Source organism: Bradyrhizobium shewense, from assembly GCF_900094605.1.
In the GTDB taxonomy this organism is placed as follows: Bacteria; Pseudomonadota; Alphaproteobacteria; order Rhizobiales; family Xanthobacteraceae; genus Bradyrhizobium; species Bradyrhizobium shewense.
Genome location: NZ_FMAI01000012.1, coordinates 199,756 through 215,262, shown reverse-complemented (window position 1 = coordinate 215,262; position 15,507 = coordinate 199,756). Strand labels below are relative to the sequence as shown.

Annotated in this window: 12 protein-coding genes; all 12 read left to right on the top strand. The window is 65.7% G+C overall.

Going from position 1 to position 15,507, the window contains the following annotated elements:
- Positions 1-53: 53 nt before the first annotated feature.
- Positions 54-1,157 (top strand): phospho-N-acetylmuramoyl-pentapeptide-transferase, encoded by a 1,104-nt coding sequence (mraY, locus tag GA0061098_RS23385; protein WP_018318673.1) that lies wholly within the window; start codon positions 54-56, stop codon positions 1,155-1,157.
- Positions 1,158-1,164: 7 nt separating this feature from the next.
- Positions 1,165-2,565 (top strand): UDP-N-acetylmuramoyl-L-alanine--D-glutamate ligase, encoded by a 1,401-nt coding sequence (gene murD / locus GA0061098_RS23380; RefSeq protein ID WP_091961722.1) that lies wholly within the window; start codon positions 1,165-1,167, stop codon positions 2,563-2,565.
- Position 2,566: 1 nt separating this feature from the next.
- Positions 2,567-2,968: a hypothetical protein gene (locus tag GA0061098_RS23375; RefSeq protein WP_091961717.1), complete on the top strand. Its 402-nt coding sequence runs from the start codon at positions 2,567-2,569 to the stop codon at positions 2,966-2,968.
- A gap of 194 nt (positions 2,969-3,162) precedes the next feature.
- On the top strand, positions 3,163-4,314 hold the full coding sequence (gene ftsW, locus GA0061098_RS23370; protein ID WP_091961714.1) for a putative lipid II flippase FtsW: 1,152 nt from the start codon (positions 3,163-3,165) through the stop codon (positions 4,312-4,314).
- 178 nt (positions 4,315-4,492) lie between these two features.
- The gene (gene murG, locus GA0061098_RS23365) at positions 4,493-5,593 is read left to right on the top strand and encodes an undecaprenyldiphospho-muramoylpentapeptide beta-N-acetylglucosaminyltransferase (RefSeq protein ID WP_091961710.1); all 1,101 of its coding nucleotides are present in this window, start codon (positions 4,493-4,495) and stop codon (positions 5,591-5,593) included.
- Between the two features lie 166 nt (positions 5,594-5,759).
- On the top strand, positions 5,760-7,163 hold the full coding sequence (murC, locus tag GA0061098_RS23360) for a UDP-N-acetylmuramate--L-alanine ligase (protein WP_091961706.1): 1,404 nt from the start codon (positions 5,760-5,762) through the stop codon (positions 7,161-7,163).
- A 185-nt stretch (positions 7,164-7,348) separates the two neighbouring features.
- Entirely contained in the window at positions 7,349-8,269 is a 921-nt protein-coding gene (gene murB, locus GA0061098_RS23355; protein WP_091961701.1) for a UDP-N-acetylmuramate dehydrogenase, read from the top strand.
- A gap of 128 nt (positions 8,270-8,397) precedes the next feature.
- Complete coding sequence (locus tag GA0061098_RS23350) at positions 8,398-9,384, top strand: D-alanine--D-alanine ligase family protein (protein ID WP_165637560.1); 987 nt, start codon at positions 8,398-8,400, stop codon at positions 9,382-9,384.
- A gap of 349 nt (positions 9,385-9,733) precedes the next feature.
- Complete coding sequence (locus tag GA0061098_RS23345) at positions 9,734-10,756, top strand: cell division protein FtsQ/DivIB (protein WP_091961695.1); 1,023 nt, start codon at positions 9,734-9,736, stop codon at positions 10,754-10,756.
- A complete protein-coding gene (gene ftsA, locus GA0061098_RS23340) occupies positions 10,753-12,075 on the top strand; it encodes a cell division protein FtsA (RefSeq protein WP_091961690.1) in 1,323 nt (440 codons plus the stop codon). Before GA0061098_RS23345 ends, ftsA begins: the two co-directional genes overlap by 4 nt.
- A gap of 87 nt (positions 12,076-12,162) precedes the next feature.
- Positions 12,163-13,962, top strand: a complete 1,800-nt coding sequence (gene ftsZ, locus GA0061098_RS23335) for a cell division protein FtsZ (protein ID WP_091961685.1) — start codon at positions 12,163-12,165, stop codon at positions 13,960-13,962.
- A gap of 363 nt (positions 13,963-14,325) precedes the next feature.
- Positions 14,326-15,288, top strand: a complete 963-nt coding sequence (gene lpxC, locus GA0061098_RS23330) for a UDP-3-O-acyl-N-acetylglucosamine deacetylase (RefSeq protein ID WP_091961682.1) — start codon at positions 14,326-14,328, stop codon at positions 15,286-15,288.
- The last annotated feature ends 219 nt before the right edge of the window (positions 15,289-15,507 follow it).

Sequence of the window (15,507 nt, the reverse complement as noted above, 5' to 3'; positions counted from 1 at the left end):
CCAGAAGATCAAGGCCAAGACCGCGTGCGCAAAGGCGCCATAGGACCGTCTGAATGTTTTACTGGCTGATCGAACTCTCCAACACATTTCCGGGCTTCGGTGCCGTTCGCACCTTCCTGAACGTCTTCCGCTACATCACCTTCCGCACCGGCGGCGCCGTCGTCACCGGTGCGCTGTTCGTGTTCCTGTTCGGGCCCTGGATCATCGATCACTTACGCATCCGCCAGGGCAAGGGTCAGCCGATCCGGACCGACGGCCCACAATCGCATCTCGCCAAGAAGGGCACGCCCACCATGGGCGGGCTGATGATCCTTTCCGGCCTCACCGTCGGAACCGTGCTCTGGGCCAATCCGCTCAACCCCTATGTCTGGATCGTGCTGGCGGTGACGCTCGGCTTCGGCTTCGTCGGCTTCTATGACGATTACCTCAAGGTGACCAAGCAGACCACGACCGGGTTCGGCAGCAAGCTTCGCCTGCTGATCGAGGCGGCGATCGCGCTGGTGGCCTGCTATGCGCTGGTGCGGCTGAACCGCGATCCCGCATCGACCGCGCTGACGATTCCCTTCCTCAAGGACACCGTGCTGCATTTCGGCTGGTTCTTCGTCATCTTCGGCGCCTTCGTCATCGTCGGCTCCGGCAACGCGGTGAACCTCACCGACGGTCTCGACGGCCTCGCCATCGTTCCCGTGATGATCGCGACCGCGAGCTTTGCGATGATCGCCTATCTCGCCGGCAACGCCGTGTTCGCCGAATATCTGCAGATCAAATATGTCGCCGGCACCGGCGAGCTCGCGGTGCTCTGCGGCGCGCTATTGGGCGCCGGCCTCGGCTTCCTCTGGTTCAACGCGCCGCCGGCCTCGATCTTCATGGGCGACACCGGGTCGCTTGCGCTTGGCGGCATGCTCGGCGCCATCGCGGTCGCGGTGAAGCACGAGATCGTGCTCGCGGTGATCGGCGGCCTGTTCGTGCTGGAGGCGGTCTCCGTCATCGTGCAGGTGGTCTCGTTCAAGCTCACGGGCAAGCGTATCTTCCGGATGGCGCCGATCCATCACCATTTCGAGCAGCTCGGCTGGACCGAGCCGCAGATCGTGATCCGCTTCTGGATCATCTCGGTGATGCTGGCGCTGGCTGGGCTCTCCACCCTGAAGCTGCGGTGATCGATCGATGATCCCCGTCACGTCCTTCGCCGGCAAGACGGTCGCGGTGTTCGGCCTCGGCGGCTCGGGGCTTGCCTCCTGCCACGCCTTGAAGGCCGGCGGCGCCGAGGTGATTGCCGCCGACGACAATGCCGAGAACGTCGCCAAGGCCGCGCAGGCCGGTTTCATCACCGCCGATTTGCGCAATGTGTCCTGGGCGAGTTTCGCAGCCCTCGTGCTCGCGCCCGGCGTGCCGCTGACTCATCCGGTGCCGCACTGGAGCGTGCTGAAGGCGCGCGAGTCAGGCTGTGAGGTGATCGGCGACATCGAGCTGTTCTGCCGTGAGCGGCGGCGCCATGCGCCGAATGCGCCGTTCGTCGCCATCACCGGCACCAACGGCAAGTCGACTACGACGGCGCTGATCGCGCATCTGACGAAATTCGCCGGCTACGACACCCAGATGGGCGGCAATATCGGCACCGCGATCCTATCGCTGGAGCCGCCGCGCATGGGCCGCGTCCACGTCATCGAGATGTCGTCCTACCAGATCGACCTCACGCCTTCGCTCGATCCCTCCGTCGGCATCCTGCTCAATGTCAGCGAGGATCACATCGATCGCCACGGCACCATCGCGCACTACGCTGCGGTGAAGGAGCGCCTCGTTGCCGGCGTGCAAGCTGGCGGCACTGCGATCGTCGGTGTCGACGACGGCTTCTGCCGCGACATCGCCGATCGGCTCGATCGCGCCGGCAAGACCGTGGTGCGCATCTCCGTCAAGAATCCGCTGGCTTCGGGCATCCATGTCGAGCACGGCAATATCGTGCGCACCGCGGGCGGCGCCCGCAGCGAGATCGCAAAGCTCGGCGGCATCGGTTCGCTGCGCGGCCTGCACAATGCGCAGAACGCGGCCTGCGCCGCCGCCGCCGCGCTCGCGATGGGCATCAGCCAGGATGTGCTGCAGAACGGCCTGCGCAGCTTTCCCGGCCTTGCGCACCGCATGGAGCAGGTCGGCCGCCGCGGCCACGTGCTGTTCGTCAACGATTCCAAAGGCACCAATGCGGATGCCACGGCGCACGCACTGTCGTCCTTTGCCGATATTTTTTGGATCGCCGGCGGCAAGCCGAAGGCCGGTGGCATCACCAGTTTGACCGGCTTCTTCCCGCGCATCCGCAAGGCCTATCTGATCGGCGAAGCCGCGCTGGAGTTTTCGGGAACGCTGGGCAACGAGGTTGCGCACGAGATCAGCCAGACGCTGGACGTTGCCGTCGAGCACGCCGCGCGCGATGCGGAAGCGTCGGGTCTTGCCGACGCGGTCGTGCTGCTCTCGCCGGCCTGCGCCTCCTTCGACCAGTACCGCAACTTCGAAATCCGCGGCACCAAATTCCGCGAGTTGGTGCAAGCGCTGCCGGGTGTGAAGCCGGTGGTGTGAGATGTCGCGGCGACGCTGGATTGGAATTGCCGTCGCTGTTCTTGCTGTTCCAGTCATCGCGGGTTTTATCTTCGTTGTCATCGTCGACAATGTCATGACCGGATTCGGCGCATGCCGCGTCGTTCGCCAGCGCGCGTTCGCCTCGCCGAACGGCAGCCAGTTGGTCGTCGTGGTCTGGAAGTCGTGCGGAGCGACGGTGCCCGACAGCACGCAAGCCAGCATCATCGCGCGCGGCCGGACGTTCTCGCCCGAGAGCACGCCGACCTTTCTTAGCGTACGCGAGCATCAGGACGTTCTTGTTGCCTGGGGCAGCGAGCGGGCGGTCAGGATTGGGATTCCCGGGACAGCCCAGATCTATAAGCGCGATCAGCGCGCGGGGGACATCACGATCAGTTACGACTAGGGCTCTCGTGTCCCGGACGCGCGCAGCGCGAGCCGGGACCCAGAAGCTGCTAGGCCCCGGCTCTGCAGCGCACCGCAAGTGCGCTGCGCTGCGTCCGGGGCACGAGACTGTGCACAACTTCATCCACTTCCTTAACCCCCCGGTAACCAACCTCGGCGACCAATGGAGCGACCTCTGTCCGAAAGCGGCCGCCCATGCTCTCCCGTGAAGAACGCACCCCCTTTTCCGAGTGGTGGTGGACCGTCGACAAGCCGCTGATGGGCGCCATTCTGGCGCTGATGCTGACCGGGGTAATCCTGTCGTTGGCGGCGAGCCCGCCGGTTGCGACCCGCATCGGGCTCGATCCCTTCCACTTCTTCAGCCGCCACGTGATGTTCCTCCTCCCGTCCTGCCTGGTGCTGCTCGGGGTGTCCTTCCTGTCGCCGCGCGCGATCCGCCGCTCGGCGCTGATCATCTTCGCGGCCAGCATCATCCTGATCGTGCTCACGCTCGCCATCGGCCCCGAGGTGAAGGGCTCGCGGCGCTGGATCACGCTGCTCGGCGTCAACATCCAGGCCTCCGAAATCGCAAAGCCGTCGTTTGTCGTGATTGCCGCCTGGCTGTTCGCGGAATCGACCAAGCGGCCGGAAATGCCGGCGACCTCGATGGCGCTGGTGCTCCTCATGATGCTGGTCGCGCTGCTGGTGATGGAGCCGGATTTCGGACAGACCATGCTGATCCTGATGGTGTGGGGCTCGCTGTTCTTCATCGCGGGCATGCGCATGATCTGGGTGTTTGGCCTCGCGGGTCTTGGTGCGGCCGGTCTGTTCAGCGCCTATCTCTTTGTTCCTCACGTGGCCGGACGCATCAAGCGCTTCATGAACCCGGCCTCGGGCGACACCTTCCAGGTCGATACCGCCATGGAAGCCTTCTACAACGGCGGCTGGTTCGGGCTCGGGCCGGGTGAGGGCATCGCCAAGCGCAGCCTGCCGGACAGTCACACCGACTTCGTGTTCGCGGTCGCGGCCGAAGAGTTCGGCATCATCCTGTGCCTGGCGATGCTGACGCTGTTCGCCTTCGTCGTCATCCGCACGCTGTCGCGCGCCTATGCGAACGAGGACATGTTCTCGCGCTTCGCGGCTTCCGGCCTTGCCATCCTGTTCGGCGTGCAGGCGGCGATCAATATGTCGGTGAACCTCCAACTGATCCCAGCCAAGGGCATGACGTTGCCGTTCATCTCCTATGGCGGCTCCTCGATCGTGTCGCTCGCCTATGGCGTCGGCATGATGCTGGCGCTGACGCGCCTGCGCCCACGCACCGAGGTCGAAGCCAGCGGCCGCGCCGACGCGATGCGGAGTTACGCTTAGCCGCTCTCGTGTCCCGGACAAGCGAAGCGCAGAGCCGGGACCCAGAATGCCGCAACCAATGGGCCCCGGTTCAGCGGCGCACCACGTCGCCAAGAGCGACGCGCTGCGCTGCGCCCGGGGCACGAGCGCCGCGTAGCCGGCTCGCAATGGCGAAAAAGTCCCTGTAAAACCTTCCACCATGGACACTTCCCCCCTGATTCTTCTCGCCGCGGGCGGCACCGGCGGCCATCTGTTTCCGGCCGAGGCACTCGGCGTCGAATTGATCCGGCGCGGCTTTCGCGTTCGTCTCGTCACGGACGAGCGCGCGCTGCGTTACAGCGGGCTGTTCACCAAGGACATGATCGACGTTGTCGCGAGCGAGACCGCGCGGGGCCGCAATCCGCTCCAGCTCGCCTATGCCGGCCTCACGCTCGCTGCCGGCACGCTGTCGGCCTACGCCCTGATCAAGCGCTTGAAGCCGGTCGCCGTCGTGGGCTTCGGCGGCTATCCGACGCTGCCGCCGCTGGTCGCTGCGAAATTCGCCGGCGTACCCGGCATCATCCACGACGCCAACGCGGTGCTCGGCCGCGCCAACCGGTTCCTGTCGAGCCGCGTGCGCGCCATCGCGACGTCGTTGCCCGGCGTGCTCGATCGCGATCCGGCACTCTCCGGCAAGACCACGACGGTCGGCACGCCGATGCGCCCGGCGGTGCTCGCCGCGGCTGCCGTGCCTTACGCCGCGCCCGAGGTGAACGGCCCGCTGCGGCTGCTCGTCGTCGGCGGCAGCCAGGGCGCGCGCATCATGGCCGATATCGTGCCCGGTGCGATCGAGCGGCTCGAGCCGGCGCTGTGGGGCCGGCTCATCCTGACCCAGCAGGTGCGGGACGAGGACATGGCGCGTGTGCGCGCGGTCTACGACAAGCTCAAGATCAAGGTGGAGCTGGCGCCGTTCTTCACCGATTTACCGGCGCGGCTCGCTTCAAATCATCTCGTGGTATCGCGCTCCGGCGCCGGCACGGTGGCCGAGCTCGCCGCGATTGGCCGGCCCTCGATCCTGGTGCCGCTGCCCGGCTCGATCGACCAGGACCAGTTCGCCAACGCCGGCGTGCTGGTCAAGGTCGACGGCGCGATCCGCATCCCACAGACCGAGTTCACCTCCGACCGGTTGGCGTCCGAAATCTCCGCCTTCGCCGCCGAGCCCGCGCGCCTCGCCGCCATGGCCGAGGCCGCCCGCGGCGCCGGCCGGCTCGACGCCGCCGAGCGACTGGCCGATCTGGTGGTCAAAGTCGCGGGAATCTGAGCCTAAGCGGACCGATTTTCGTATTTTTGCCGTCATGGCCGGGCTTGTCCCGGCCATCCACGTCTTGCATGAAGTAGCTTGGGATTCGTGGATGGCCGGCAAGCCTTGCGCAAAGACGCGCTTTGCGCTTATGCCCGGCCATGACGATGGAACCACGGGATAAGCCATGAGACTGCCGCGCGAGATCGGACCCATCCACTTCGTCGGGATCGGCGGGATCGGCATGAGCGGCATCGCCGAGGTGCTGGTCAATCTCGGCTATGCCGTGCAGGGCTCGGACGCCTCCGACAATTACAATCTCGACCGCCTTCGCAAGAAGGGCGCAAAAGTCTCGGTCGGCCACAAGGCCGAGAATGTCGACGGTGCCGAGGTCGTGGTCGTGTCCACCGCGATCAAGCGCGACAATCCGGAACTGATGGCGGCGCGCGAACGGCGCATTCCCGTGGTGCGCCGCGCCGAGATGCTCGCCGAGCTGATGCGGTTGAAGAGCTGCGTCGCGATCGCCGGCACCCATGGCAAGACCACGACGACCACGATGGTCGCGACGCTGCTCGATGCCGGCGAGCTCGATCCCACCGTGATCAACGGCGGCATCATCAATGCCTATGGCTCCAACGCGCGCCTAGGCGCGGGCGACTGGATGGTGGTGGAAGCCGACGAGAGCGACGGCACGTTCCTGAAGCTGCCGACGGATGTTGCGATCGTCACCAATGTCGACCCCGAGCATCTCGATCACTTCAAGACCTTCGAGGCCGTGCAGGACGCCTTCCGTCATTTCGTTGAGAACCTGCCGTTCTACGGCTTTGCCGTGATGTGCATCGATCATCCCGTGGTGCAGAGCCTCGTCGGCAAGATCGAGGACCGCCGCATCATCACCTACGGTGAAAATCCGCAAGCGGATGCGCGGCTCGTCGATCTGACCCCGATGGGCGGCGGATCGAAGTTCAAGGTTGCGTTCCGGGACCGCAAGACCGGGGCCGTGCACGAGATTTCCGATTTGATGCTGCCGATGCCGGGACGCCACAATGCCTCCAATGCGACGGCGGCCATTGCTGTCGCGCGCGAGCTCGGCGTCTCCGACGAAGCGATCCGCAAGGCGATCGCCGGCTTCGGCGGCGTCAAGCGCCGCTTCACCAAGACCGGCGAATGGAACGGCGTCACCGTGATCGACGATTACGGCCACCATCCCGTCGAGATCGCGGCGGTGCTGAAGGCGGCGCGGGAATCCACCAATGGCAAGATCATCGCCGTGGTGCAGCCGCATCGCTACACCCGCCTGCAATCGCTGTTCGAGGAATTCTGCACCTGCTTCAACGATGCCGATGCGGTCGTTGTCGCCGACGTCTATGCCGCCGGCGAAGCGCCGATCGAAGGCATCGATCGCGACCATTTCGTCACGGGCCTGCGCGCCCACGGCCACCGCGAGGTGATCCCCTTGCCGGCGGCGCCGGAGCTCGCGGGCATCGTCAAGGGATTGGCGAAGTCCGGCGATCTCGTCGTGTGCCTTGGCGCCGGTAACATCACGCAATGGGCATATGCGCTGCCGGACCAACTGAAGGCGCTGGGATAAATGCTGATGCGGAGTGAATCGCTCGCAGCACGGCACACTGCGCTCCCTCCCCCCTTGTGGGGGAGGGCGGGGGAGAGGGGTCGCCACACACTCCGATCTCGCTTGGGGCTACCCCCCTCCCTGACCCTCCCCCACAAGGGGGGAGGGAACAGCGAGAATGTGCGTCCCTTACTTGAGGACGCTGCATGACTTTCCCCGACATCACCCCTTCGCTCAAAGCCGCGATGCCGGAGCTGCGCGGCCGGCTGCTCGTCAACCAGTCGCTGGCCGAGCTCACCTGGTTTCGCGTCGGCGGTCCCGCGCAGGTGCTGTTCACGCCGGCGGATGAGGACGATCTCGCTTACTTCCTCGCGCATCTTTCTCCCGACGTTCCCGTCTACGTCGTCGGTGTCGGCTCCAATCTGATCGTGCGCGACGGCGGCATTGCGGGCGTCGTGATCCGCCTGGCGCCGCGCGCCTTCGGCGAGGCCAGCGCCAGCGGCGATATCGTCACTGCCGGTGCTGCCACGCTCGACAAGCGCGTGGCAGAAGTGGCTGCATCCGCCAATGTCGGCGGGCTCGAATTCTACTTCGGCATTCCCGGCACCATCGGCGGTGCGCTGCGCATGAATGCGGGTGCCAATGGCGGCGAGACCAAGGACGTACTGATCGAGGCGCGCGGCGTCAGTCGCGACGGCACCAAGCACGTCTTCTCCAAAGCCGAGATGAAATTCGTCTACCGCAACAGCGGCCTCGATCCCTCCATCATCTTCACCTCCGCGCGCTTCCGCGGCGAGATCGGGAATGCTGACGCGATCCGCGCGCGCATGGCGGAGGTGCAGTCCCATCGCGAGACCGCGCAGCCGATCCGCGAAAAGACCGGCGGCTCCACCTTCAAGAATCCGCCGGGCCATTCCGCCTGGAAGCTGGTCGACGCCGCCGGCTGCCGCGGTTTGCGCGTCGGCGGCGCGCAGGTCTCGGAGATGCACTGCAATTTCCTGATCAACACGGGCGATGCCACGGCGCACGACATCGAGACGCTGGGCGAGACCGTGCGCGAACGCGTGAAGGCAAATTCCGGAATTGAGCTACACTGGGAAATCAAGCGGATCGGGGTTTCCACATAATTGTCGTTCCGGGGCGGTGCGAAGCGCCGAACTATGGTGCGCAATTGCGCACCTGAGAACCTCGAGATTCCGGGTTCGCGCTTTGCGCGCCCCGGAATGACGAACTGGAGAGATTGCGGACTATGAACATGCGCATCACCATCCTCTTCGGCGGCTCCAACCGCGAGCGTCTGGTTTCGGTCGCCTCGGCCCAGGCCCTGCATCAGGCATTGCCCGAGGCCGATCTGTGGTGGTGGGACGTCGAAGACAAGGTGCACACCGTCCAGTCGAAGCAGTTGCTCGAACATGAGCGCCCCTTCGAGGACGAGTTCAAGCCCGGCACATCAGGCATCCCACTGGCACGGGCGCTCGATCAGGCCAAGGCCGAGGATCGGGTGCTGGTGCTCGGCCTGCATGGCGGGCGCGCCGAGAACGGCGAATTGCAGGTGATGTGCGAGGCGCGCGGCGTGCCCTTCACCGGCTCCGGCTCGGCCTCCTCGCATCTGGCCTTCGACAAGATCGCGGCCAAGCATTTCGCCGCGCTCGGCGGCGTCACACCGCCGGCAAACGTAGCGCTCGACGAGATCGACGAGGCCTTCGCCGAATACGGCAGGCTGATCGCAAAGCCGGCGCGCGACGGATCGAGCTACGGCCTGATCTTCGTCAACGCCAAGCAGGACCTTGTCGCCGTCCGCAACGCGGCCAAGCACGAGGAGTACGTCATCGAGCCCTACATCGCCGGCGTCGAGGCGACCTGCGGCGTGCTGGAGCGCACCGATGGTTCGATCATGTCGCTGCCGCCGATCGAGATCATTCCGGGCGAGGGCAATTTCGATTACGCTGCAAAATATCTCCTGAAGTCGACCCAGGAGATCTGCCCCGGTCGTTTCGCGCCCGAGATCACCGCCGCGCTGAAGGCGCAGGCGATGCTGGCGCACCGCGCGATGTCCTGCACCGGCTATTCCCGCTCGGACTTCATCGTCTCGGACAGGGGCCTCATCTATCTCGAGACCAACACGCTGCCCGGGCTGACCAAGTCCTCGCTCTACCCCAAGGCGCTGAAAGCCGAAGGCATCGAGTTCGTCGACTTCCTGCGCGGTCTGGTGGAGCTCGCCGGGCAGCGCGTGCGGAAATAATTAGGACTGGTTAACGGCCGAATCGGCGAAACGGGCCGGTTTGGGGTCCAAAACCGGTAAAATGCCGGACATCGCGGCATAAATGCCTCACATCGCGGGGCAAAATGCGCCGGACGTTAACGAACTTTACCTTTTGTTTACCAGGACGTCCGAAGGTTAACGCTGGCGGCGCATATGGCGCTTTGGCTGCCGGCGCGTGAGCTCTCGGGGGTGACGTCACCTCCAGCGAACGCTTTGAAGGGGAGAGGCTTCTTCTGCTGAAGACCAGCACCCGGCCCGGCACGTCGAAGACGTCATGTTCGCCAGGATCCGCGCGATGTCGCGGGCAAACTGTTGACGAGCTCGTGCAATGGATGGAGCAGGAAGCCTCACCCGGTCGCTTTTCAGATCGCTGAGGCCCCAAGCTGACCTGAAGGCGGCCGCTGTCGGAGCGGTCGTGCTTCTGCGCGAGTGGCTGCAGGACAAGCGCCAGGAAAGACTTCACGCCGCGCGTGCTGCCGCCAAGATCAAGGCCAAGGCCATCGTCGAGCGTGAGCCGCCGCCGCGCGTGGTCGCGCTGATCGAGCGCTATCTGCCGCGCCGGGTCGGGATCAGCATGACCGTGCTGCTGCTGATCGGAAGCTGCGGTTTCGGCATCGTCAAGGGCGGCCATCTCCAGGATTTCATCACCGCGGTCAGCGATGCCCGCAACGCGCTGGCCAATTCCGCCGGCTTCCGCATCACCTCCGTCGTGATCAACGGCCGCAAGCACCTCACCCAAGACGAGATCCTGGCCATTGGCGGCGTCAGCGGCCGTTCCTCGCTGCTGTTCCTCGATGCTGACGCGGTGCGCGACAAGCTCAAGGCCAATCCGTGGATCGCCGATGCGACCGTGCTGAAGCTTTATCCGGGCCAGCTGATGATCGAGCTCACCGAGCGCAAGGCATTCGCGCTGTGGCAGGAGGCGGGCCGGCTCTCGGTCATCGCCGATGACGGCGCCGTGCTCGAACCCTACGTTTCTCGGCGCTTCCTGTCGCTGCCGCTCGTGGTCGGCAAGGGCGCCGAGAGTCAGGCCCGCGATTTCCTCGCGCTGCTGGCGCGCTATCCGCAGGTCAATTCGATCACCAAGGCCGCGATCTTCGTCGGCGAGCGGCGCTGGAACCTGAGGCTCAAGGACGGTCTCGACATCCGTCTGCCCGAGCAGGACGTCGGCAACGCGCTGGCGATGCTGTCCAAGCTCGACAAGGAGGACCGGCTGTTCTCGCGCGACATCGTCGCCGTCGACATGCGCCTGCCTGATCGTCTGGTGGTGCAGCTGTCCGAGGACGCCGCCAAGGCGCGCGAGGAGCTGTTCAAGGACAAGAAGAAAAAGAAGGCCGGGGACGCCGCATGACCGGTCTTGATCGCACCCAGACGCCGAAGACGCGCCCGATGCCGCACAAGCGCGGCGGCCTCGTCGCCTGTCTCGACATCGGCACCAGCAAGATCGCCTGCATGATTGCGCGGCTGAAGCCGTCGGCGCCGAGCGAGGCGCTGCGCGGCCGCACCCATGCGGTGGAACTGATCGGATACAGCCAGATCCAGTCGCGCGGCATGAAGGGCGGCGCGGTGATCGACCTCACCGAATGCGAGCAGGCCGTGCGCCAGGCCGTCGCGCTCGCGGAGAAAATGGCCAAGGTGCGGGTCGAGTCCGTGCTGCTCTCGGTCTCCGGCGGCCGGCTTTCCGGCCAGCTGGTCGAAGCCGCCGCAGATATCCGTGGTGGCGCCGTGACGCAGGCCGATGTCAGCCGCGTCACCTCGACCGGCATGCGTCACGCCACCGGCGAAGGCCGCACCGTGCTGCACGCGCTGCCGGTCGGCTACACACTCGACGGCGTCAAGGGTATCCGCGACGCCCGTGGCATGGTCGCGCATCAATTCGGCGTCGACATGAACGTCGTTACTTGCGACGCCACCGTGGCGCGGAACCTGATGCTGGCGGTGGAACGCTGCCACATCAATGTCGAAGCCATGGCGGCGAGCCCCTATGTCGCCGGATTGTCGGTGCTGACCGACGACGAGGCCGATCTGGGAGCTGCCGTCGTCGAGATGGGCGCCGGCACCACCACGATCGCGGTCTATTCCGGCGGCCGTTTCGTTCATGCGGCGGGTTTTGCGGTCGGCGGGCAACACATCACGATGGATCTGGCGCGCGGACTCTCCGCGACCATTGCCGATGCCGAGCGAATCAAGACGTTATACGGGACCGTCATCACCGGCGGATCGGACTCGCGTGAGCTGATGTCTGTGCCGACAGCCGGTGACGAGCAGGATCTGCCGCAGATCGTCTCCCGCGCCACCATCGCCAACATCGTCAAGCACCGTGCCGAGGAAGTCTTCGAAATGGTTCGGGACAAGCTGAAGGATTCGCCCTTCGCCTCAGAGCCCAACGGCCGGGTCGTGCTCTCGGGCGGCGCCTCGCAGCTGACCGGCCTCGTCGAACTCGGCACCCAGATTCTCGGCCGGCCCGTGCGGGTCGGACGTCCGCTCGGCTTCGGCCGGCTGCCCAACGAGGCGAAGAACGCCGCGTTCGCGGTGCCGGCCGGACTTCTCGTCTACCCGCAATATGTTCACCACGAACATGTCGAACCGCGGCATACGCGGCAGCAGGTCAAGACAGGGACCGGCGGTTATTTCGGAAAGGTCGGACGATGGCTACGCGAGGGCTTCTGATGATTCATTTCCGCAATTCCCGACTTTCACCAACTCCCGCGGCCGCCGGCCGGGGCGAACCCACGCGCACGTGATCGAGAGGCAAACATGACCATCAGCATCAACGTTCCTGATATTCACGAGTTGAAGCCCCGGATCACCGTGTTCGGCGTCGGCGGCGCCGGTGGCAACGCCGTCAACAACATGATCACGGCGGGCCTTCAGGGCGTCGACTTCGTCGTCGCCAACACCGATGCGCAAGCGCTGACGATGTCGAAGGCGCAGCGCATCGTGCAGATGGGCACGGCGGTCACGCAAGGCCTCGGCGCCGGCTCGCAGCCGAACGTCGGCGCGGCGGCGGCGGAAGAAGTGATCGACGAGCTGCGCGACCATCTCTCGGGCGCCAACATGGTGTTCGTCACCGCGGGCATGGGCGGTGGCACCGGAACCGGTGCAGCTCCCGTGATCGCCAAGACCGCGCGCGACATGGGCATCCTCACCGTCGGCGTCGTGACAAAGCCCTTCCACTTCGAGGGCGGCCGCCGCATGCGCACGGCCGAAGCCGGCATCAACGAGCTTCACAAGGTCGTGGATACGCTGCTGATCATCCCGAACCAGAACCTGTTCCGGGTCGCCAACGAGAAGACCACCTTCGCCGACGCCTTCGCGATGGCCGACCAGGTGCTGTACTCGGGCGTTGCCTGCATCACCGACCTGATGGTCAAGGAAGGACTGATCAACCTCGACTTCGCCGACGTCCGCGCCGTCATGCGTGAGATGGGCAAGGCGATGATGGGCACCGGCGAAGCCTCCGGCGACAAGCGCGCGCTGACCGCCGCCGAAGCCGCGATCGCCAACCCGCTGATCGACGACAGCTCGATGAAGGGCGCCAAGGGCCTCCTCATCTCCATCACCGGCGGCAAGGATCTCACCCTGTTCGAGGTCGACGAAGCCGCGACCCGTATCCGCGAGGAAGTCGACCAGGACGCCAACATCATCGTCGGCGCCACCTTCGACGAAGCCCTCGACGGTCTGATCCGCGTCTCCGTCGTTGCCACCGGCATCGAGCAGGCCGCGATCGCCCGCAACAGCCAGGCGACCTCCGCTCCGGTTGCGAATGCGGCGCCGCAGGCGCAGCAAGCTCCCGCAGCTCCGGCCGTCGCCGCCGAGAGCCGTCTTGCCGACCTGACCGCGCGGCTCCGCGCCGACAATCAGCGTATGGCTGAGCGCGCCCAGAAGCTAGAAGGCCAGATTCCGGCCGCAGCCCCGGTCGCTGCCGCGCCGATGGCGCCCCGTCCGAATGTCGAGCGCGCCGCGCTCGCCGCCATCGCCGCCGCCGTTGCGGAGGTCCCGCAGGCGCCCGCGCCGATGCAGACCTATGGCGACGTCACCGTGCGCCCGATTGCGCAGAAGCCGACGCTGTTTCCGGAGCCCGACATGGCCCCGGTCGCGATGCAGGAGCCGATGACGCCGGAAAACTTCATTCCGCCGCAAGCCGAGCGTGCGCCGGCCCGTGCGCCGCGGATGCCGCGCCTCGATGAGCTGCCGATGCCGGCCCAGGCCGAGATTCGCCAGGCCCGTGGCGAGGTCGAGGAGGAGACCCCGCAGAAGACCCGCCTGTCGCTGCTGCAGCGCCTCGCCAATGTCGGCCTCGGCCGTCGCGACGAGGAAAGCGAGCCGCCGGTCGCGGCCCGCACCGCCGGTCCCGCGATGCCGCCGCTGCCCGAGCGCCGCCAGCAGAAGACCGTGGCGCAGCAGATCGCGTCGACCGAGCCGGTATCTGAGTACGCCCGCCGTCCCGCGCCGCAGGGGCTGGACATGCACGGCCGTCCGGCGCCTGTTGCGCCGGCGCCACAGGGTGACGACCATCTTGATATCCCGGCCTTCCTGCGGCGGCAGGCGACCTGAGGATTGTTACAATAAGGCAGACGAAAAAAGGTCCCGGCAACAAGCTTGCCGGGACCTTTCCTTTTGTCCCGTGCATATCCGGATTGCGCAGACAAGCAACTGATTTTAAATAATTAATTACGTGTTTGGGTGTTCAGTCAAACTGCCGAAAGCGACCCAAAACCTCGGCGCAATTTGGTTAAGCCTTGGCGCGAATACGGCAGGTTTGGGGTAACAATCGGTAAAAAAGCGTGAGTTGGCGCTGTTTGAGGCAGTGACTATGGTTTGCCGTGACTTGGGGATACGGATTCGCAGGAGCTCGGCACTGGCCGGCCAAGTGAGTCCAGTATAAGTCGCAGTGGGTCGTAGTGGGGCGGGTTCCTGATGAAATTTAGCCGGCAAACAACGCTTCGTGCGCAAGCCTCCGTGGCAGGCGTGGGCGTTCATTCCGGTCTTCCCGTCACTCTCACCCTTGGGCCTGCGCCTGTCGACGCCGGTTTTATTTTTGTCCGCACCGGCCTCGAGGGAAGTGATCGCGAAGTTCAGGCGACCGCCGAGCAGGTGATCGCGACCGACTTCGCCACCGTCCTCGGCGATCGCAACGGTCCGCTGGTGTCCACCGCGGAGCACGTGCTTGCTGCACTGCGGGGTATGGGTGTCGACAACGCCACCATCGAGATCGATGGTCCCGAAGTGCCGATCATGGACGGCAGCGCCGCGGCCTTCATTGCGGCGATCGACCAGGCCGGCATCGTGACCCAGCCGGCACAGCGCCGCTTCATTCAGATTTTGAAGCCGATCTCGGTCAAGATCGGCGACTCCTTCGGCGAGATCAGGCCCTACGCCAACGGGTTCTGCGTCGAGGTCGAGATCGATTTCACCAATCCCGTCATCGGCCAGCAGAGCTACGCCTTCGACCTCAACCCGGAGCGTTTCCGCCGCGAAGTCGGCCGGGCCCGGACCTTCGGTCTGATGAGCGACGTGGCGCGGCTCTGGAGCGCGGGCTATGCCCTCGGCGCCTCCTTCGACAACACCGTCGTGTTCGACGACGAGCGGCTGCTCAACACCGAGGGCCTGCGCTACGCCGATGAATGCGCCCGCCACAAGGTGCTGGACGTGATCGGCGACCTGTCGCTGGCCGGCCTGCCGCTGCTCGGCGCCTACCGCTCGGTGCGTGGCGGCCACAAGCTCAACCACGCTGTCCTGACCGCGCTGCTCGCCGACCGTACCGCCTGGCGGGTGGTCGAGGGCGAGGCGGCCCGCCGCACCACGCGTCCTGTGGGCGAGGTCGGTCGCGGTATCGTCGGCGGCCGGATCGCTGCGGCCTACGGGCCGGACGTGTCCTGAACAAAGCTGTTGCCGCCGGCCTCAGGCAGCGGCTTACCCCGGGAAACTCCTGGTAACCACGATCGGCTAGGATTGCGGCACGTTCGCCTTAATCCGGGCGAAATGCCTGCCTATCCGGTTGGTTAAAGATCGCTTTTCGGATACATCGGCGTGGTCGCATGGCAGGCACCACGGTTACATTTCGCGCCCATGACGGGGTTCATGGGCTGGCGGCACCGC